Origin of the sequence: Streptomyces sp. NPDC091387, assembly GCF_044756945.1 — a bacterium.
Lineage (GTDB): Bacteria > Actinomycetota > Actinomycetes > Streptomycetales > Streptomycetaceae > Streptomyces.
The window spans coordinates 150,269-165,215 of sequence record NZ_JBIVTZ010000013.1 but is presented as its reverse complement, the minus strand read 5'-3'; the positions used below and the strand labels follow the sequence as shown (position 1 = coordinate 165,215).

The 14,947-nt window shown below is 67.3% G+C and carries 12 protein-coding genes and 1 tRNA gene; 5 read left to right on the top strand and 8 right to left on the bottom strand.

All coding sequences use genetic code 11. The features are described from left to right. Positions 1 to 21: 21 nt before the first annotated feature. Entirely contained in the window at positions 22 to 792 is a 771-nt protein-coding gene (locus ACIQM0_RS26755; RefSeq protein WP_401291356.1) for a helix-turn-helix domain-containing protein, read from the bottom strand. Positions 793 to 1,034: 242 nt separating this feature from the next. Here ACIQM0_RS26755 and ACIQM0_RS26750 point away from each other — a divergent pair, with 242 nt between their 5' ends. From ACIQM0_RS26750 to ACIQM0_RS26740, 3 genes are read left to right on the top strand one after another with little or no spacing between them, the layout of a single operon-like run. After that, positions 1,035 to 1,706: a DUF4097 family beta strand repeat-containing protein gene (locus tag ACIQM0_RS26750; RefSeq protein WP_401291137.1), complete on the top strand. Its 672-nt coding sequence runs from the start codon at positions 1,035 to 1,037 to the stop codon at positions 1,704 to 1,706. 12 nt (positions 1,707 to 1,718) lie between these two features. Continuing rightward, positions 1,719 to 2,729, top strand: a complete 1,011-nt coding sequence (locus tag ACIQM0_RS26745) for an ATP-binding cassette domain-containing protein (RefSeq protein ID WP_401291134.1) — start codon at positions 1,719 to 1,721, stop codon at positions 2,727 to 2,729. Beyond that, the gene (locus ACIQM0_RS26740) at positions 2,726 to 3,517 is read left to right on the top strand and encodes an ABC transporter permease (protein ID WP_401291131.1); all 792 of its coding nucleotides are present in this window, start codon (positions 2,726 to 2,728) and stop codon (positions 3,515 to 3,517) included. The genes ACIQM0_RS26745 and ACIQM0_RS26740 overlap by 4 nt, the downstream gene beginning before the upstream one ends. Before the next feature lie 40 nt (positions 3,518 to 3,557). On the opposite strand, the gene ACIQM0_RS26735 is transcribed toward ACIQM0_RS26740, so the two are convergent. The 4 genes from ACIQM0_RS26735 to ACIQM0_RS26720 form a co-directional block, all read right to left on the bottom strand. Continuing rightward, positions 3,558 to 4,094 carry a hypothetical protein gene (locus tag ACIQM0_RS26735; RefSeq protein ID WP_401291129.1) on the bottom strand — a complete coding sequence of 179 codons (537 nt, stop codon included), beginning with the start codon at positions 4,092 to 4,094 and terminating at the stop codon, positions 3,558 to 3,560. Between the two features lie 138 nt (positions 4,095 to 4,232). Beyond that, entirely contained in the window at positions 4,233 to 4,661 is a 429-nt protein-coding gene (locus tag ACIQM0_RS26730; RefSeq protein WP_401291126.1) for a hypothetical protein, read from the bottom strand. 967 nt (positions 4,662 to 5,628) lie between these two features. Beyond that, complete coding sequence (locus ACIQM0_RS26725; protein WP_401291124.1) at positions 5,629 to 6,495, bottom strand: hypothetical protein; 867 nt, start codon at positions 6,493 to 6,495, stop codon at positions 5,629 to 5,631. Next, positions 6,492 to 8,972, bottom strand: a complete 2,481-nt coding sequence (locus tag ACIQM0_RS26720) for a PrsW family glutamic-type intramembrane protease (RefSeq protein WP_401291121.1) — start codon at positions 8,970 to 8,972, stop codon at positions 6,492 to 6,494. Before ACIQM0_RS26720 ends, ACIQM0_RS26725 begins: the two co-directional genes overlap by 4 nt. 243 nt (positions 8,973 to 9,215) lie before the next feature. On the opposite strand from ACIQM0_RS26720, the gene ACIQM0_RS26715 reads away from it, so the two are divergent. Then, positions 9,216 to 10,481, top strand: coding sequence for an IS3 family transposase (locus ACIQM0_RS26715; RefSeq protein WP_401291119.1), 1,266 nt, complete (start codon positions 9,216 to 9,218; stop codon positions 10,479 to 10,481). 16 nt (positions 10,482 to 10,497) lie between these two features. Here ACIQM0_RS26715 and ACIQM0_RS26710 read toward each other — a convergent pair. Further along, positions 10,498 to 10,571: transfer RNA gene (locus tag ACIQM0_RS26710), tRNA-Pro, on the bottom strand. Between the two features lie 157 nt (positions 10,572 to 10,728). Beyond that, on the bottom strand, positions 10,729 to 11,670 hold the full coding sequence (locus ACIQM0_RS26705) for a metallophosphoesterase (RefSeq protein ID WP_385039249.1): 942 nt from the start codon (positions 11,668 to 11,670) through the stop codon (positions 10,729 to 10,731). A gap of 79 nt (positions 11,671 to 11,749) precedes the next feature. Here ACIQM0_RS26705 and ACIQM0_RS26700 point away from each other — a divergent pair, with 79 nt between their 5' ends. After that, positions 11,750 to 12,214 carry a GatB/YqeY domain-containing protein gene (locus ACIQM0_RS26700; RefSeq protein WP_363031088.1) on the top strand — a complete coding sequence of 155 codons (465 nt, stop codon included), beginning with the start codon at positions 11,750 to 11,752 and terminating at the stop codon, positions 12,212 to 12,214. Between the two features lie 124 nt (positions 12,215 to 12,338). On the opposite strand, the gene ACIQM0_RS26695 is transcribed toward ACIQM0_RS26700, so the two are convergent. Then, the gene (locus tag ACIQM0_RS26695) at positions 12,339 to 14,585 is read right to left on the bottom strand and encodes a transglycosylase domain-containing protein (protein WP_401291117.1); all 2,247 of its coding nucleotides are present in this window, start codon (positions 14,583 to 14,585) and stop codon (positions 12,339 to 12,341) included. Positions 14,586 to 14,947: the final 362 nt, after the last annotated feature.

Sequence of the window (14,947 nt, the reverse complement as noted above, 5' to 3'; positions counted from 1 at the left end):
CCCGTCGTGCCTGGGGTCCCGTCAGGCGGTGCCCTTCGCAGTCGTGTCCGCAGTGCTGGTCCCAGTGCTGTCCGGGGTGGTCTCGGGTTTCGTGTGGAGCACTTCGCGGGCCTGCTCCGCGGAGCGGATGAGGCTCTCGGTGACGAAGTCGAGGAAGCGGGCGATGTTTTCGAGGCGGACGCCCGCCGGGGTGTCGGGGCCGAGGACGCCGACGCCCTGCCGTGCGGTCTCGACGATCTGGGCGGTTGACCGGGCGCTGGAGATCATCGACTGGTACCAGATGTCGTCATCGACGACGTAGCGCTCGCGGCGGCGTCCGTCGCGTTCCCGGCGCACGAGGCCCTGGCTGTCGAGGAACGCGACCGCCTTGGAGATGGAAGCCGGGCTGACCTGGAGGCGCTGGACGAGTTCGGACGCGGTGAGGCTGCCCGAGTCCGCGGTGTAGAGGCAGGTCATCACCCGGGCCATCATCTTGGGCGTGCCCGACTGTATGAGGGCGGTGGTGAAGATCTCCTCGTACTCGCGCACCGCCTCGGCGTCGCGTCCGTGGGCCTGCGCGGGCGCCTCCGACTCCCGGGGCGCGGCCTGCCTGCGCCGGTGGGTGCGGCGTTCGGTGGCGCGGTGGGCGAGCTCGGCCCGGTACGCGGTGGGGCCGCCGTTGCGCATCACCTCGCGCGTGACCGTCGAGGTCGGACGGTCGAGGCGTCTGGCGATCTCCGCGTAGGCCAGGCCGTCGGCCAGTCCCAGCGCGATCTGCTGACGTTCCTGCTGGGTGAGCCTGCCTCCCGGCATCGGGATCTCCTTCGTGGTCTGCGGTGTGTCGAGCATAGCGTTCATCTCCAATTCATTGCAACGATCGGAGTGGTGTTGTTGCGTTGACTTCAATTCCATTGCAACGATCTCAGTGCTTTGAGCTGCAGAAATGGCATTCTTATGCAACGAGTACGTTGTCAGTTATCTGAACACAACGTAGCGTTTCCACTATCAGAAACAGCGGGCGGGAGAAGCGCCCGAGGGAGAAGAAGGAGAACGCGATGCAGAAGTTCGACACCCCCGCCCCCGTCTCGGCCGTCCTCGACATCCCCGCGGGACGCATCCGGTTCATCGCCGCCGACCGGGCCGACACCACGGTCGAGGTCGTGCCCGCGGACGCCTCGAAGGGCCGCGACGTGCAGGCCGCGGAGCGGATCGCGGTCGAGTACGGCGACGGAGTCCTGCGGATCGCGGCCTCACCGGCGAAGAACCGGATCCTCGGCAGCTCGGGATCCGTCGAGGTGACCGTCCAGTTGCCCGCCGACTCCCGCATCGAGGTGAAGGCGGCCGACGCCGAACTCCGGGGCGTCGGACGGCTCGGCGACGTCACCTTCGAGGGCGCGCAGGGCTCGGTCAAGCTCGACGAGGCCGCGAGCGCCCGCCTCACCCTCCTCGCCGGCGACGTCTCGGTCGGCCTCCTGCGCGGCCCCGCGGAGATCAGCGCCCAGAAGGGCGACCTCCGGATCGCCGAGGCCCTGCACGGCGCGGTCGTACTGCGCACCGTGTCCGGCGACGTGTCGGTCGGCGCCGCCCGCGGAGTCTCCGCCTCCCTGGACGCCGGCACCACCTACGGCCGGATCGAGAACGCGCTCAAGAACACCGACGGCGCTGCCGCCGCCCTGAAGATCCGCGCGACCACCGCCCACGGCGACATCGTCGCCCGCAGCCTCTGAGGAGCAACTGTCATGACCAACCTGGCCATCGCGGCGAACGGGCTGCGCAAGTCGTACGGTGACAAGGTCGTCCTCGACGGGATCGACCTGGCTGTCCCCGAAGCAACGGTCTTCGCGCTGCTCGGCCCGAACGGCGCGGGCAAGACCACCGCCGTCAAGATCCTCTCCACCCTCATCGCCGCCGACGCCCCGACAGCCGGCGCCGACACCGATGGGTCCGTCTCCGGTCCCGCTGCCGCCCCCGGTGGCATCCGAGTCGGTGGTCACGACCTCGCCACATCACCACAGGCCGTGCGGGCCGCGATCGGCGTCACCGGTCAGTTCTCCGCCGTCGACGGCCTGATCACCGGCCAGGAGAACATGCTCCTCATGGCGGACCTGCACCACCTCTCCCGCGGCGAGGGGCGGCGGGTCGCCGCCGAACTCCTGGCGCGCTTCGACCTCACCGACGCTGCGAAGAAGCCGGCCTCCAGCTACTCGGGCGGCATGAAGCGCCGCCTCGACATCGCCATGACCCTGGTCGGCGACCCGCGGATCATCTTCCTCGACGAACCCACCACCGGCCTCGACCCCCGCAGCCGCCACACCATGTGGAACATCATCCGCGAGCTGGTGGCCGACGGCGTCACCGTCCTCCTCACCACCCAGTACCTCGAAGAAGCCGACGAGCTCGCCGACCGCATCGCCGTACTCAACAACGGGAAGATCGCCGCCGAAGGCACCGCCAAGGAACTGAAACAGCTCATCCCCGGCGGACACATCCGCCTCCGCTTCACCGACCCGGCCGCACACCGGAGCGCCGCAGCCACCCTCCACGACGCCACCAGCGACGACGAGGCGCTGTCACTGCAGATCCCCAGCGACGGCAGCCAGCGCGAGCTGCGCACCATCCTCGACCGCCTCGACTCCGCCGGCATCGAGGCCGACGAACTGACCGTGCACACCCCCGACCTCGACGACGTGTTCTTCGCCCTCACCAGCGCAGCAGGCATCCCCGACCAGCCCAAGGAGACAGTCCGATGAGCGCCCTGACCCTTGCCGCACGCGACTCCGGCACCATGCTCCGCCGCAACCTGCTGCACGCCCGGCGCTACCCCTCCCTCACCCTGAACCTCCTGCTCACCCCGGTCGTGCTGCTCCTGCTGTTCGTCTACATCTTCGGCGACGTCATGAGCGCGGGCATCGGAGGCGGCGGCGCGGACCGCGCCCAGTACATCGCCTACATCGTCCCGGGGATTCTCCTCATGACCATCGGCAGCACCGTCGTCGGAACCGCCGTGTCCGTCTCCACCGACATGACCGAAGGCATCATCGCCCGCTTCCGCACCATGGCGATCCACCGCGGCTCCGTGCTCGTCGGACACGTCATCGGGAGTGTCCTGCAAGCGGTCATGAGCGTGATCCTCGTCGGCGCCGTAGCCGTCGCCATCGGCTTCCGCTCCACCGACGCGACCCCCCTGGAGTGGCTGGCGGCACTCGCACTGCTCGTACTCTTTGCCACCGCACTCACCTGGGTCGCCGTCGGTATGGGCCTCGTCAGCCCCAACGCCGAGGCCGCCAGCAACAACGCACTGCCCATGGTCCTGCTGCCCCTCCTGTCCAGCGCCTTCATCCCCGTCGACACCATGCCCGGCTGGTTCCAGCCGGTCGCCGAGTACCAGCCCTTCACCCCCGCCATCGAAACCCTGCGCGGCCTGCTGCTCGGCAGTGAGATCGGCAACAACGGATGGCTCACCCTCGCCTGGAGCGTCGGCCTGGTGGCCCTCGGCTACTTCTGGGCGACCGCGAAGTTCAACCACGACCCGAAGTAGCCACTACGACGGCCCCGACTTCGCCACCCGCGTCCCGACGTCAGTTCTCGTCCACGCCGGACAGAGCCTCGGTGATCATGCGGGTGGCGAAGTCGGGGTCGTCGGCGATGCGGTTGATGTGTTCCGCGAGCAGGAAGGCGGTGACTTCGAGAGGAGTCATCTCTTCGTCGGTCCAGTGCCCGTACTGCTTGCGCCACAGGTTGGGGCTCAGACCGGTGCCCGCGGCGATGACGAGGCCCGCCATGGTGGGGATGACCTCGGAGGGGCAGCTCCGGGGCATCATGCGCATCGTGGCCACAAGGGTGGGCACCACGTACTCGATGACGTCCTTGTCGTGCTGTTCGTGGGTCATCCGCAGCCACTTCATGAACATGAAGATGAGCGTGCAGGCACCGTCCAGCAGGTCCTTGGTTCCCTGGGGCCCCAGGGACGCGGCGAACTGGTTGACCAACTCCTGCTGTTCTGGGTCGGAACCGGACTTGCCGTCGTGGATGCACTTGAGCCGGGAGTCGATCATCATGAGCGCCGTGCCGACATCGCCGGCGGGAGCGTGCTGGGGGTCGCAGGGCGATGACACAGGGGTCCTCCTCAGTTGCCCACGGTGGGCAGTGCGGCGGGTCCGACAGTAGACCGCCGACGAGGCGTGGGTCCTGGAAATCCCGGTGAAGCGCCCTATGGTGGCTGTCCCGCTCGACCGCCGCCCCGCCCCCGGCCGTCAGCGGTCGTCGGTCTGCGACATGTTGAAGGTGAGGCCGCCGGAGAAGTCCCTGCCCTGAAGGAACGGGGCGTTCTGGGTCCCTCCACTGATGCTGTTGGTGTGCACGTCACCACCCGAGCCGCTCCGGGCCTGCTGCCACCACTCCTCGAGCAGCGCGCGGAACTCGTCGTCCATGGCCGCCCGCACGCCCAGCGCCGTCGCCAGCGCCTGGGCGCGCAACGGATCGGCGGGACTGTTCTCCAGGTCCACGAGCTCCAGCTCGCCCGAGCTGATCGCGGGCGAACCGCCCGGTGCCGCACCCGGCGCGGCACCGCGCCGGAACGGACGTCTCACCAGCGCGGTGAGCCCTTGCCACGTCTGGCGGCCGGCTTCGCCACCGACGGTTCCGGCCAGTGCCGTCAGGGCTGCTGCCGTGATCGGGTCCATGTCAGGCTCCCTCGGGGGTGGTGTCTGATTGGCACACCTTAAGTCCGTTGTGTGGAGCCATGGAGAGCTTCCGGCGCATCGATGGTCCTCACCTCCCTTGTTCCAGACACTATGTGAGGGAGCGTCACCTCGATGGCGTGTACGGCATGTCCACGGCTGCCCTTGCCGCTCCCCGCACCGGCGTCACCTACTCCCTGCGGGATACGACGGACCCCGCAGGGCTGCATGCCGGGGTCTTTGCACGCCGAGCCCGGCGCATGCGGCTGCGCGGAGTCGAACCTCCAGGGCTGGAGCGAGCGGCGCGGCTCCTCCACGCGCATGGCCGACCGGTGCGCGGAGGGCTGATCGATTCTGCCGATCAGAAATGGACCTTCCTCAGGCCCGGCAGCGTCCGGCCGCCGGTGACCCGTGGCAAGGAAGCGCGCTCGTCTTCACCTCGGCCGTGGGGGCTGAGCCGGGCGCGGCGTGTGCGTCATCTTCGGCACGCTTCCGTACCGCCTCCGGAGCGCTGGTCGCGCGGATAGTCGCGCACGCAGAAACAGGTGAGGCGCCCACCGAATCCGGTAGGCGCCTCACCTGCTGTTTTGGCTGTCGGGGTGGCGGGATTTGAACCCACGACCTCTTCGTCCCGAATGAGGTTCGGGCGTGACTGCCACCGGGTGGTTTGCTGTTTTGGCTGGTCAGGGCGTTGGAGTGGGGTGGTGTCGGGTTGTCTCGAAGGGGCTTGGAAGGTGGCTCGGCTCCCAAATGGCTCCCCGGGAAACAGTCGGCGTGCGTCGTCGAGCTTGCGCATGAGCTCGGCGATCAGCACGTGATCTCGATCCGCGGCGGAACGCAGGGACGGATCCCGCTGGATCCGGTGCTTCTCTTTCTGGCCTTGGGGAACTGCCCGCCGAGCATGTCCGTGACGGTTGCGGGTTGGGCCCGGACGGCTTCGTCTCAACGCGGGCAGCCGTACGGTGGCCGACTACCAGGGCAGTGGTTCGGGCCGCCGGTGCCACCACCAGCCCAGTTGCCTGCCACGCGCCTCCGCGCCCAGGAGTATTCCGATCAGTGAGCCCTGTGGGTCCTCCGTGGTGAGGTGGGTGTAGGTGCTGTCCAGGTGCTGAAGCCCCTGTTGGAGTACGGCCGCAGCGGGAGGGGGAAGGGTGTGAGGGACGGTAGTCAGTCCGTCTCGCGCGGCCAGCCGCTCCCGGTAGATGTCCGGGGGGCACCAGCCCGAACCGGCCCACCTCGATGCCATGTGGGCGACGAGCATTTCCCACGCTGCCAGATCGTCCGAGAACTTCCATTCAGGACCACGCTGGGTCAGGAAGTGTGCGGGCATTTGCTCGCGGAAGCTGTCCGTGATGGGAGTGGGTATCCTCAACTCCCGCACAACCTCCGGGATCCTCGTCACCTTTGCGTTCGGCAGCTGTCGAACCGGGATTTCCACGGCATCAACCACGTATACGGGGGATTCTTCGTCGGATTCGTAGAGGCGTACCCGCGTGATGTTTCCTTCGGGGGTGGCTGCCCAGTAGGCGCTTGGCGGCATCGACTCGGCAGGGAAGAGGACCACCAGTTCGGTTGCTGTGGCTACACGCTGAGCCAACACCGATTCTGAGGGAGGGTCGGCAACAAACTCCTGCGCATAGATGTCCAACCCCCAAGAGAGGTCACCGCGAAGGGCGCTGTACTGGCATGAGACGGCGGCTTCCCAGTTCCTCAGGTCGGGATCACCGAAGGAGTCGGATACATCCACATCCGCGACACTCACGTCAAAGGATGATGCCAGAACGGATACCAGTATGCGTGATTCCATCGCGCCGGCAACCAGCAGGTTATACATCATGGAATGATCCCGTTGTAGATCTTCAAAGCCTTTTCGATGGCTTCCGGGTTTCGCGCAAAATTTGGATCTCTTGCGAGCTGTGGGGCTGCTGAAATGTCGCCGCGCGCCCGGACGATCTGCTTCAAGGCTCCGTACTCAACTCGGTTCAGATTGACTATGTTTGGTCCGCCTGTAGGAAATATCGTACCGTTCTCTTCTATCCCGTATGTACGGCCATTTATCTCGTAGCGCGACAGGCTCTTGTTCCACGCTGCTCGCCCGGCAGCGATCCCCTCGATGTCCTGTGCGACCTCTCCTTCATGGCCGCGCATGATGACGCTGTTCTTGGCTTTGGGTGTGCCGGTGCCTGAACCCGAGACGGTATGCCGAGAATGCGGAAAGCGTAGCTCTTTCCCCGCAGCAGGGCCTTCGATATCTTCTCGCGCCCGCCACTTCCCCCTTCTTCCAGTTGACCCAGAACCCTTTCCGCTGGATCCAGATGAGGTGGTCTCGCCCCAGCCGCTTCCCTGACTCCCCGCCGCCATGAGGACGATCCCGGCACTGCCCAGAAGGGCGGCGTTCATGGCGGCTTCGGCGGTGATCCCGGCCGTGGCAATGCCTCCGGCCATGGCGCCGCCTCCCGCCATGGCTAGGCCGGCGCCTGGCGGGAAGAGGGCGGCAAGGGATATGAGAAGGAGCAGGAGGCCAATCCAGAATGCTGCTTGGTTGAGGGCTTCCAGGAGGTGTGCGGTGGGGGTCAGAGTGCCGGTGGGGTCGGCGTTGTCGAAGCCGCGGCGGAGGAGGTACGTGCCGGTGGTGGCGGAGCCGAGGGCGGTGGTGATGCGGAAGCGGTGGAGGGCCAAGTGCTCACCGATGGGCTGGGCGGCCGTAGCTCGCCAGGTGCGTAGCAGGGCGGCGAGTAGGCAGGCGATCCAGGCCAGGGCTGCCATCGCGCAGTAGAGCAGGATGCGCGGGCGCGGACCGGTGGAGATGTAGCGCTGGAGGTCGGCTTGGGAGTGGAAGGAGCCAATGCCGAGGAAGACCAGGGAGGGGAGGGCGAGCAGGCACGGGATGAGGAGCAGCCATCTGCGGCGCCCAGCGCGCGCCCGAGTTTCGCGCAGCAAGCCGCGTATATCGAGGTCCTTCCAGGCATCCGCATGGTCGGAGGCGTCGATGCGGGCTGCGATTCGCGCTGTGAGACGGCCCAGGTCTTCGGTGGCTCCACTTGAGGGGTGGGCGGTCGGGTGTCGCAGGGGTGCTACGGGCGGCACCTGGCGAGAAGCGGGGTGCGGAATTTCTGCGGGTGGCAGAGTTGAGGCGTAGCAGAGGGCGCGGCGTAAGCGGATGAAGCGGAGCGCGATCAGCAGGGTCCAGGGCGGTCGCCAGGCGGCGTAACGGACCAGTGCGGCGGCGCTGTCGCCATCGCGGCGTTCAGCGGTCAGTAATATGCCGGGTATGAGGAGTTTACCGCGGTGAAGTCGGTGCAGGTCCACGAGCATCGCTGCGGCCAGACAGAGCAGCGGCATCATCCACGCCTTGGCGTCCAGCGTCTCCAACCAGTGCAGCGCGTCAGTGGATTCACTGTGCTGGGCTGCGTAGTTGTTGAGCGTGTGATAGGCGACAGCGCCCCCGATCGGCACGGCTGATAGCAGGCGCTGCCAGCCGCGGCCGCGCAGCAGCACGCCAACGCCCAGGGCGGCCATGGCCGTCCACACCAGGTGCGAGAACGTCACCGAAGCCGATGCCTGTCCCATCTCGACGGTGGCGAACGGGGCCGGTAGCCAACTGGTCAACACCTGGCTCAGGCCCGGCACATAGGGCGGGGAGAAGCCGTCGGGAATCACCCATCCGCCGCCCGGGCGCGGGATCGCACGCTTGGCCTCGCCGCCGAACCGCAGCAACGCCTCCAGCAGTCCGAACCCGGCACCCATCGCAGATCCGAGCACCACGAAGTCGGTCAGCCCCCACTGGCGGCGCACCTTGGCATACAGGCCGGCCAGCAACAGCGGGCTCAGCTTGAGGAGTTCCTCCACCCACGGTGCCACGGTATAGCTGGTGGTGTTCACGATCTCGGTCAGCGGGTGGCCGGACTGATCCGCGTACAGGCGCGTGTAGGCCACCTCGATCAGCGCCGTTGCGGTGCCGCATCCGTAGATCCCGACCATCAGGGCGAGCAGCAGTGTCGACAGCCGCACCGAACGCGTCGGCCACGCAAGAGTGAACAGTTGCAGCGCGCCCCACAGTGCCGCTGCGGCCATTAATACGGCCACGGGCCCTCCCCCGTTCGTCAATTCTCGAACCCAGCGTGCCTTCTGTTCGCAATCGCGAATGGAATGATATGGCTTAGGTTCTTTGGTGGCAACGTGGCGACTGGTGCTGTCGAGGGTACTGAAGAGGCCGATCAGCCCGTGCAGTTCGGCGTCGGGCCTCGGATCCGCTGCCCTGTGGAGGACTTGGGTCTGGCGTTCGGAGGAGGCATCTCCGAGGCGACGAACCATCCGCTCACCGTGCGTGGCAGAAAGGGTGCTCGTGCCGCCTGCCGGAACAGCGTCCGTCCGAGGTGCGGCAGCCTGCGGTCAGCCCCGGCGCGGTAGTACCGAACCCCCGTCACCCGGGGGTGCTGTTCTGTCTGTCGGGGCATTGGGATGTGGTGGCGTCGGGTGGTCTTGAAGGTGAAGTTACCCCTCTGAACTGGACAGCCTGATACTGGGACGGATCGGTCCCGGAGGAAGCAGTCCAGGTTGAGTGGCAAGAGCAACATGAGTAAGCGGTACACGTCGGAGTTCAAGCGGGACGCGGTGGCGCTGGTCCGGTCGTCAGAGCGGAATGTCACCGAGGTCGCCTGGGAACTCGGTGTGAGTCCGGAGGGGCTTCGCGGCTGGGTGAAGCAGGCGAAGGCCGACCGCGGCGAGGGGGCGCCCGGCGCGCTGACCACGGCGGAGAAGGAAGAGCTCCAGATCAACCGCTCCACCTACTACTCCTGGCTGGCGGACCGGCCGGCAGCGGCCGAACGGCAGTGTGCCGAGGACGAGTTGGCCGAGGAGATCCACGCCTCCTCACGGGGTGCCTACGGCGCCCCGCGCGTGCACGCCGCGCTGCGGCGCAAGGGTCATGCGATCAACCGGAAGAAGGTCGAGCGGATCATGCGCGAGCGCGACATCCGCGGCGTCACCCGCCGCAGACGCCGCCACCTGACGCAGCAGGACACCAAGGCCGCACCGGCTCCGGACCTGGTTGGACGCGACTTCACCGCTACCCGGTCCGGCACGAAGCTCGTCGGCGACATCACCTATCTGCCGACGATCGAGGGCTGGTGGTATCTCGCGACCGTCATGGACCTGGCGACGCGCGAGGTGATCGGGTACGCGATGGCCGAACACCACCGTGCCGAGCTGGTCACCGACGCGCTGCGGATGGCCGCCGGCCGCGGCGACCTTCAGGACGGCTGCATCATGCACACCGACCGCGGAAGCAAATACACGAGTGGCGAATTCCGCCGCGAGCTACGGGAGTTGAACCTGAGACAGAGCATGGGACGAACCGGCATATGCCACGATAACGCCGCAGCCGAGAGCTTCTTCGGTCTACTGAAAGCGGAGATCGGCACCGCCGTCTGGGAGAGCCGTGAGGCGGCCCGCGCCGATGTCTTCCGCTTCATCGAGGGTCGAGTACAACCGCACCAGGCTCCGCAAGCACCCCGAGTTCGGGTACCTCACCCCACCACGAATTCACCCCCGCAGCGTAAACAACCGCTGTCCAAGATCAAGGGGGAACTTCCTCTCTGTGCCTACCCGTATGAGCGCGACCGTACTGCATTGTCTGTCGAGGGCCCGCTCAGTGCGACCCCTTCGAGACAGGGGAGTCTGAACGTCTTGCTGCGCGGTGGCTGCCCCTTCCAGCGCCGGGGCCTGGGGAGCCGCCTTCCCGCACTTGGCTCCCAAGCGGCTCCCAAGACGCCCCCGGAAACCACTCAGGGGCCTGATCCACTAAGTGGATCAGGCCCCTGACCTGGTCTTACGGCTGTCGGGGTGGCGGGATTTGAACCCACGACCTCTTCGTCCCGAACGAAGCGCGCTGCCAAGCTGCGCTACACCCCGATCGTCGTCGGTTTCCCGGCGACATCGATTACTTTAGCCCACCGGCGGCCGGAGACGAAATCCGGTTTTTGTGCCGATCGGGGTGGGGGTGAGCGGTACCGGGGTGGGGTACGTGCCCAGGGTGCGCGCGAGCGCGAGGGGGATGGTGTACGAGGGGCTACGCGTCCCGGGCCGTCAGGGTCAGCAGTGTGGCCTCGGGGGGGCAGGCGAAGCGGACCGGGGTGTAGCGGTTGGTGCCGCAGCCGGCCGAGACGTGGAGGTAGGCGCGGTTGCCGTCGACCGAGTGGGAGGACAGGCCCTTCACCCGGTCCGTGTCCAGGTCGCAGTTGGTGACCAGGGCTCCGTAGAAGGGGATGCAGAGCTGGCCGCCGTGGGTGTGGCCGGCCAGGATGAGCGGGTAGCCGTCCGAGGTGAAGGCGTCCAGGGAGCGCAGGTAGGGGGCGTGGACCACGCCGATGGAGAGGTCGGCGCCCGACTCGGGGCCGCCCGAGACCTCCGCGTAGCGGTCGCGCTTGATGTGCGGGTCGTCCAGGCCGGTGAAGGCGAGCTCCAGGCCGTCGAGCTTGAGGCGGCCGCGCGTGTTGGTCAGGTTCAGCCAGCCCGCCTCGTCGAAGGCGTCCCGCATGGGTTCCCACGGGTTGTGGACGACGCCGACCGCCGGGGCGTTCCCGTTGAGGCCGTGCTTGCCCGCGGTCTTCTCGAAGAGGTAGCGGGCGGGGTTGCGGAGCTTGGGTCCGTAGTAGTCGTTGGAGCCGAACACGTACACACCCGGGAGCTCCATCAGGGGTCCGAGCGCGTCGAGCAGTTCCGGTACGGCCTCCGGGTCGGAGAGGTTGTCGCCGGTGTTCACGACGAAGTCCGGGCGCAGCCCGGCCAGCGACTGCAGCCAGGCGCGCTTCTTGCGCTGGCCGCTCACCATGTGCACGTCGGAGACCTGGAGCACGCGCAACGGACGTGCTCCGTGCGGGAGTACGGGGATCGTGACCCTTCGCAGGCGGAACGAGCGGGCCTCGAACCCGGCCGCGTAGGCGAGGCCGACGGCGCCGGCCGCGGCGGTGACCGCCGTGATTTTCAGGGGTACTCCGTAGCGTGCGCGCATACGCCCATCGTCGCAGACAGCACGTGCCGACAGGAAAACCGGCGGGCGGTGGGCACCCCGCACCTGCCACAATCACCCCATGACCACGCTCAAGTCCAAGCTCAAGGAAGACCTCACCACGGCCATGAAGGCGCGCGACGAGCTGACCTCGTCCACGCTCCGGCTGACCCTCACCGCGATCACGAAGGAGGAGGTCAGCGGCAAGTCGGCCCGCGAACTCTCCGACGACGAGGTGCAGAAGGTGATCGCCAAGGAGGCGAAGAAGCGCCGCGAGGCGGCCGAGGCCTTCTCCCAGGGCGGCCGGACCGAGCAGGCCGAGCGGGAGAAGAAGGAGGGCGAGCTGCTCGACGCCTACCTCCCGCAGCAGCTGAGCGACGACGAGCTGGCCGCGATCGTGGCGTCCGCCGTCGACGAGGCGAAGGCCGGCGGTGCCGAGGGGCCCCGTGCGATGGGCGCCGTGATGAAGATCGTGAACCCGAAGGTCGCGGGGCGCGCGGAGGGCGGCCGGGTCGCCGTCCTCGTCAAGAAGCTCCTCGCGGGCTGAGGCGGCCGCGCGATCCGGTACAGCCGGCCGCGATCCGGTACAGCCGCGGAAGGCCGTACACATGAAGGTGGGGCGCTACCCGGACCGGGTGGCGCCCCACCTTCATGTGTACGGCAGTGACAGGTCAGGGACCCTGCGACCCGCCGTTGTCCTCACCGCGGGCGTGGCCGTCGTTCCCGCCGCTCAGGTCCGGCGGGATGCTGATGCCGGGGAAGGGGTCGTCGCCACCGGGCTTGTTGTCGCCGTCGCCCGGCTTGTTCTTGTCCCGGTCCTTGTTCTTGTCCTTTTCTTCCTTCGGCTTGGACCGCGGTACGTCGACCGCGTTGAAGGCCGGGGTCTCCGAGGCGTTCAGGGAGCCGGTCATCGCCGTCTTCCAGATCGGACCGGGCAGACAGCCACCGCAGACGTCCTCGTAGTACTGGCCGCCGATGGTGATGTTGCTCATCGGGAGCTGCGTGGCGCCGTCGCTGCCGACCCAGACCGCCGTGGACAGGTTCGGCGTGTAGCCGACGAACCAGGCGTTCTTGCGCTCGTCGGTGGTACCGGTCTTGCCCGCGTTGTCACGGTCGTCCAGACCGGCCCGCTGCCCGGTGCCGTCCGCCACGACGCCCTTGAGCATCTGGTTGATGGTGTCCGCCGTGTGCTCGCTCATGGCCTGCGTGCACGTCGACTTCGGTACCGCCATCTGCTTGCCGTCCGGCTTGGTCACCGAGAGGATCGCGATCGGGGAGCAGTACTTGCCGCGGTTGGCGAAGGTGGCGTACACCGAGGCCATGGCCAGCGGTGTCGACTCCTGGCCGCCGAGGGTGGTGGAGGCGACCGCCTGGAGCGGCTTGTTGTTGCCGCGGATGTAGCCCATCTTGTCGGCCATCGAGAGGGTCTCGCAGAGACCGGCCTTCTGTTCCAGCTTCGCGAAGTAGGTGTTGATCGACTTGCCCAGCGCGCTGGTCATGTCGAAGGTGCCCTTCTCCTCCTCCAGCTCGTTCGACACGTCCCAGGGGCGGTTGTCCGCCGGCTTGTTGTCGCACGTGCGGAAGCTCTCACCGGGCAGGGAGATCTGGTGGTCCGTGGTGAAGCTCTGCGCCGGGCTGATGCCCTTCTCCAGCGCCGCCGCCGCGGTGATCGGCTTGAAGGTCGAACCCACCTGGAAGCCGGCGTAGCTGCCGCCCATCTTGTGGTCGACGTTGAGGTTCAGCACCGTCTGGTGCTTGGACTGGTCCAGCCCGTACGGGCGGGACTGGGCCATCGCCATGATCTGGCCCGTGCCGGGCTTCACCTGCACGACCGCGTCGGCGATCTTGTCGTCCTTGTTGACCCGGGACGTGGCGGCCTCGTTGGAGGCGGCCTGCGAGCGCGGGTCCAGCGTCGTCTTGATGGTGAGCCCGCCGACCGCCCAGAGCTTGGCCCGGTCCTTCGCGGTCTTGCCGAAGGCGGGGTCGCCCGTGACGATCTGCCGTACGTAGTCGCAGAAGAAGCCGGAGCCGCTGACGGCGGTGATGCAGCCGTTCTGCGGCCGCTTGACCTTCAGCTTGATCGGGGTCGCCTGGGCCTTGGCCGCCTCGCCCTTCGAGATGTTCCCGACATCCGCCATCCGCTGGAGGACGGTGTTGCGACGCTTGGTCGCCTCCTGGGTGTCGTTGACGGGGTCGTAGCGGCTGGGCGACTGCACGATGCCGGCCAGCAGCGCCGCCTCCTCCACCTTCAGATCCTTCGCCGACTTCGAGAAGTAGCGCTGCGAGGCCGCCTCGACCCCGTACGCCTGCTGTCCGAAGAAGGTGATGTTGAGGTAGTTCTCCAGGATCTTCTTCTTGCCGAGCTCTTCCTCCACCTGGATCGCGTACTTGAGCTCCTGGACCTTGCGGCCGAGCGTCTGCTGGGTGGCCTCCGCGACCTTGGCCGGGTCGTCGCCCGCCTCCTCGACGAAGACGTTCTTCACGTACTGCTGGGTGAGGGTCGACGCGCCCTGCGCGGTCCCGCCCGACTGCACGTTCCGGTTCATCGCGCGCAGGATGCCCTTGAGGTCGACCGCGCCGTGTTCGTAGAACCGGGCGTCCTCGATCGCGATGATCGCCTTCTGCATGTACGGGGAGATGTCCTTGAGCGGCACCACGGTGCGGTCACGCGAGTAGACCGTGGCGATCTGGCCGCCCTGGTTGTCCAGGATCGTGGTTCGCTGGCTCAGCGGCGGAGTCTTCAGATTGGCCGGGATCTCGTCGAATCCGTCGACCGTTCCCTTGGCGGCGAGACCCAGTGCTCCGGCGGCCGGCAGCGCGATGCCCGCCAGGACCACTCCGGAGAGTGCGGCGACACCGAGGAACTTGGCGGCCTGCTGGGTCGTCGTGAGACCCCCGCCCGAGCGCTTCTTTGGCATGGGGGCAGCCTACGTTCTCATTCGCCGGACACACGTATATGCCTTGGCCTAAGCTGCTCTCAACTGTCACAGCAGTCCGGTTTCGTATCAACCCCCCTGCATGAGCCCGTGCACGACCCGGCCACGATTCAGGCGCCCCCGAAATCGCCTCGTGTGTCATCGAACGTCCGTTGTGACTCAGATGGTCTGTCCCGATTCTGCCGGGATAGTCGTGCATGTCCTCACCTCACTCCCCTGGGTGATCTGCCGCATACGCATAGTCCGTTCGGGCCATTCAAGATTGGGCCCGAAGGGGGTGTTGTGCTGTCGCCACCTTCCGTAACGTCCTCAACTGGCAGCGGTGAATATGCCGCTGTCGCCGT

What these genes read in the sequence shown, in the direction of transcription:
- ACIQM0_RS26750 (WP_401291137.1), top strand. Translation starts at nt 1,035, where the DNA reads ATGCAGAAGTTCGACACCCCCGCCCCCGTCTCGGCCGTCCTCGACATC.
- ACIQM0_RS26700 (WP_363031088.1), top strand. Translation starts at nt 11,750, where the DNA reads ATGACCACGCTCAAGTCCAAGCTCAAGGAAGACCTCACCACGGCCATG.
- ACIQM0_RS26730 (WP_401291126.1), bottom strand. Translation starts at nt 4,661, where the DNA reads ATGGACCCGATCACGGCAGCAGCCCTGACGGCACTGGCCGGAACCGTC.
- ACIQM0_RS26740 (WP_401291131.1), top strand. Translation starts at nt 2,726, where the DNA reads ATGAGCGCCCTGACCCTTGCCGCACGCGACTCCGGCACCATGCTCCGC.
- ACIQM0_RS26695 (WP_401291117.1), bottom strand. Translation starts at nt 14,585, where the DNA reads ATGCCAAAGAAGCGCTCGGGCGGGGGTCTCACGACGACCCAGCAGGCC.
- ACIQM0_RS26755 (WP_401291356.1), bottom strand. Translation starts at nt 792, where the DNA reads ATGCCGGGAGGCAGGCTCACCCAGCAGGAACGTCAGCAGATCGCGCTG.
- ACIQM0_RS26720 (WP_401291121.1), bottom strand. Translation starts at nt 8,972, where the DNA reads ATGGTTCGTCGCCTCGGAGATGCCTCCTCCGAACGCCAGACCCAAGTC.
- ACIQM0_RS26725 (WP_401291124.1), bottom strand. Translation starts at nt 6,495, where the DNA reads ATGATGTATAACCTGCTGGTTGCCGGCGCGATGGAATCACGCATACTG.
- ACIQM0_RS26705 (WP_385039249.1), bottom strand. Translation starts at nt 11,670, where the DNA reads ATGCGCGCACGCTACGGAGTACCCCTGAAAATCACGGCGGTCACCGCC.
- ACIQM0_RS26745 (WP_401291134.1), top strand. Translation starts at nt 1,719, where the DNA reads ATGACCAACCTGGCCATCGCGGCGAACGGGCTGCGCAAGTCGTACGGT.